The 2,622-nt window shown below is 65.7% G+C and carries 4 protein-coding genes; 1 reads left to right on the top strand and 3 read right to left on the bottom strand.

Annotated features, from left to right (window positions below; genetic code table 11):
* The coding region (locus tag VD972_RS22180; protein WP_324990123.1) for a DUF5808 domain-containing protein at positions 1 to 424 on the top strand (424 nt) is incomplete at its 5' end.
* Here VD972_RS22180 and VD972_RS22175 read toward each other — a convergent pair.
* The 3 genes from VD972_RS22175 to VD972_RS22165 form a co-directional block, all read right to left on the bottom strand.
* On the bottom strand, positions 421 to 1,572 hold the full coding sequence (locus VD972_RS22175) for a CHAT domain-containing protein (protein WP_324990121.1): 1,152 nt from the start codon (positions 1,570 to 1,572) through the stop codon (positions 421 to 423). The genes VD972_RS22180 and VD972_RS22175 overlap by 4 nt on opposite strands.
* Positions 1,569 to 1,694, bottom strand: coding sequence for a hypothetical protein (locus VD972_RS22170; RefSeq protein WP_324990120.1), 126 nt, complete (start codon positions 1,692 to 1,694; stop codon positions 1,569 to 1,571). Before VD972_RS22170 ends, VD972_RS22175 begins: the two co-directional genes overlap by 4 nt.
* Positions 1,695 to 2,227: 533 nt before the next feature.
* The coding region (locus VD972_RS22165) for a CHAT domain-containing protein (protein ID WP_324990118.1) at positions 2,228 to 2,622 on the bottom strand (395 nt) is incomplete at its 5' end.

Here is a 2,622-nt window from a genome sequence, read left to right as displayed (position 1 = left end):
GGAGCGCTCCACTCGGGCCAGGTACCCACGGCTGGCGCGTGCATCCGGCAACCTGGTGCGCTGGGTCTCCATCGCGGAGGTGGGGATCTTCGCCGCCATCGCCGTCCTGCTGCCCTCGCCGACGCCTCCCTCGCCTCGGGTCTTCATGGGGATGTGCCTTGGCGCGCTCGTGTTGGCGCTGGGAGCGGGGGGACGCGGTCTCGCCGTCGCCGCTCGCCAGGGGGCCGCTGAGGGAGAGCCCCTTCCGAAGGGGTATGGCCCGTTCCTCTACCGCAACCCCGATGACCCCCGGCTCATCGTCCCGAAGCTCGTCGGGATCGGCTGGACGCTCAACTTCGCTCGTCCCGCCGCCTGGATCCTGCTGGCGCTGCTGCTCCTGCCCGCGATCGTGGCGCTCATCGTCGCATTCTCTGCAGGAGGTTAGGGCTCCGGTGGTGAGTCGAGTCCCAGGCTCGTCAGGAAGAGAGCGGGCCTCTTGCGGGGAAGGCCCTCTGGGCCTGGCAGCAGATCCCGGCCCGAGGTGATCTGGGTGATGTCGATTGCGTCCGCTAGGAAGCGCGATCCATCGTGAAGCTCTGTGAAGGGCACCAGGGCCAACCACCCGTCGGGCGCAATGAACAGCCTCCGCACTGTTCCCAGAAGCGAGAGCAGCGGACGGACCGCGGACGCGTAGAGCGCCCGAGCAGCGGGTTGAAACGAGGCAGAGTGGCTCGTGAGCGCGCGGTGCATGAGAATGGCAGCTACATCCATGGGTTCCGCGGGACCGAGGTCGACGCAGTGGCTGCTTCCATTACTGAGAAGCAGGAGCGCGAGGTAGCGGAAGGGGCTCGTGGGGAGCGAAGAGGAGGGCTCATGCTCGGGGACGAGGGGACGCTGGCGGAAGGCAACGAACTCGACGAGCGCGCCATCGCTGGGAAGGACTGCCGCCACGCGGTGAGGCACTTCGGCTGGCATGGGCTGGTGGCGGAGCCAGCGCAGAGGCGCCGAGCGCGTGGCAAGCTCTTCCTCAAGAGCGTCGCTCTGATGGGAGAGCGCCTCAAGGCTCTGCCGGTATTCACCAGGTAAGCGTGTACCAGGGCCCATGAGGCGCAGCATGGACATCCCCGTGCGCAAGGAGCGCAGGAGCTCGAAGCGCTTGAGATCGTCCGGGCTCAGTCCCTGGCAGAAGGTGCGGGAGAGGGACGAGAGCGATTCAACGGACAGGCTCTTGCGCAGCAGCGCGGCAGCGATCGCGAGGTGCCGGACGCGGGGCTCGTTCGGCCATGCAAGGGCGAGCGAGTAGAGCAGCTCCGCCTCCTCGTGAAGCGCGGGCAGCACATGGAGCAGGCGCGCTTCGAGAGAGGCGACGCACTCCTGGCGCAGCTGTTCCTCGGACAGAGCGAGGGATCGCGCCAGGAGCGGCAGGGCGTCGGCGAGGCGGTGCTGGCTCAGGAGGAGCAGGGCAAGACTGCGGAGCGTGAGGATGACGGAGGGGTGGTTCTCTCCCAGCGTCTCTTCTTGAAGGGCAAGCATGCGCAGCAGCGATGGTTCCGTGCCTGCAGCGTCCTCTGGGGGCTTGCGCTGTCGACTCATGGATAGCGGGCCCCCGGAAGACTGCTGCCTGTCCAGGTCCTTCCAGTGAGGGTTGCGTATGCGTCCAGGACGCCGTCCTGGTTGGCCGAGAGCGCCAGCGCTGCGGCGAGAACCATCGTCATGAATCCTCCTGTTCACACATAAGGAGGCGAGGATCCGCTAAGTTATGCACGGATTTCTGCGGGACCGTCTGTCTCCGAGTGAGACTCGCCCGGTTCGGTGGACAGGTTGACTACGCTGCCTGCCTCTGTGTTTCAGCCGCTCGCTCGTACGTTGTAGAACACCTCAATGTGCTCGAACAGCGCGAGCCTTGCCATAATTGTTCGCCCCACCCCGTATGGGCAAGACAAGGAAGAGGCCCGCGAGAGGTCCAGGGCGGCTTGGACGGAGTCAGTGGACACTGGAAGGCAGGGACTTCAGGCTGGCGCAGGAAGACGGCCAGCCCGTGCCACAGGCCCAGCATGGATTCGAGCGCCGTGCGAAGCGCGCTGCCGGGCACCGCGCGCTGAGCCAAGGCTCACTGTTGAATGCGCTCCACCACCTCGGCGCAGTCGAGGAGAACTTCTCGGCTTCCAGAAACTTGCGTCGCATATGGGCTCACGACGCTGCACGCCATCAAGGCGTGCCAGGGTGAGCTCTTACCGAGCAGTGTCGCTCAAGGGGATATGCGCGCCTGGGTGGGCGGTGCTAGCCCCCGAAGGGGCGTATCTAGACCGAAAGCGGTGAACGGAGCCCAGAAGTGAGGATGGGGCTGCCTATGGCGCAGTTCCATCATCGCCTTGCGTAGAGCTGCGGTGCGGCCAATGCCTGCCAACAAAAGGCGGTAGTAGCTCTCCATGAGTTGGTGAGTCGTCTCATCATTGACCTTCCACAGGCTGGTGATGAGCGTCTCGGCGCCTGCCACCAGGAAGGACCTGCGTAGGCCGTAGACGCCCTCGCCAATCTTGACATCGCCGCGACCGGTGTCGCAGGCGGACAGGACCACTAGCTGGGTACCCCACATGTTGAGCCCGGCCAACTCGAGCGCGGTGACCAAGGAGTCTTCTGGGC

This window comes from Hyalangium sp., from assembly GCF_035629615.1.
In the GTDB taxonomy this organism is placed as follows: Bacteria; Myxococcota; Myxococcia; order Myxococcales; family Myxococcaceae; genus Hyalangium.
The sequence above is the reverse complement of the archived record's forward strand: the minus strand, read 5'-3'. Positions and strand labels throughout refer to the sequence as shown.

Coding starts and splice junctions, on each gene's coding strand:
- VD972_RS22175 (WP_324990121.1), bottom strand. CDS start 1,572: ATGAGTCGACAGCGCAAGCCCCCAGAGGACGCTGCAGGCACGGAACCA.
- VD972_RS22170 (WP_324990120.1), bottom strand. CDS start 1,694: ATGACGATGGTTCTCGCCGCAGCGCTGGCGCTCTCGGCCAACCAGGAC.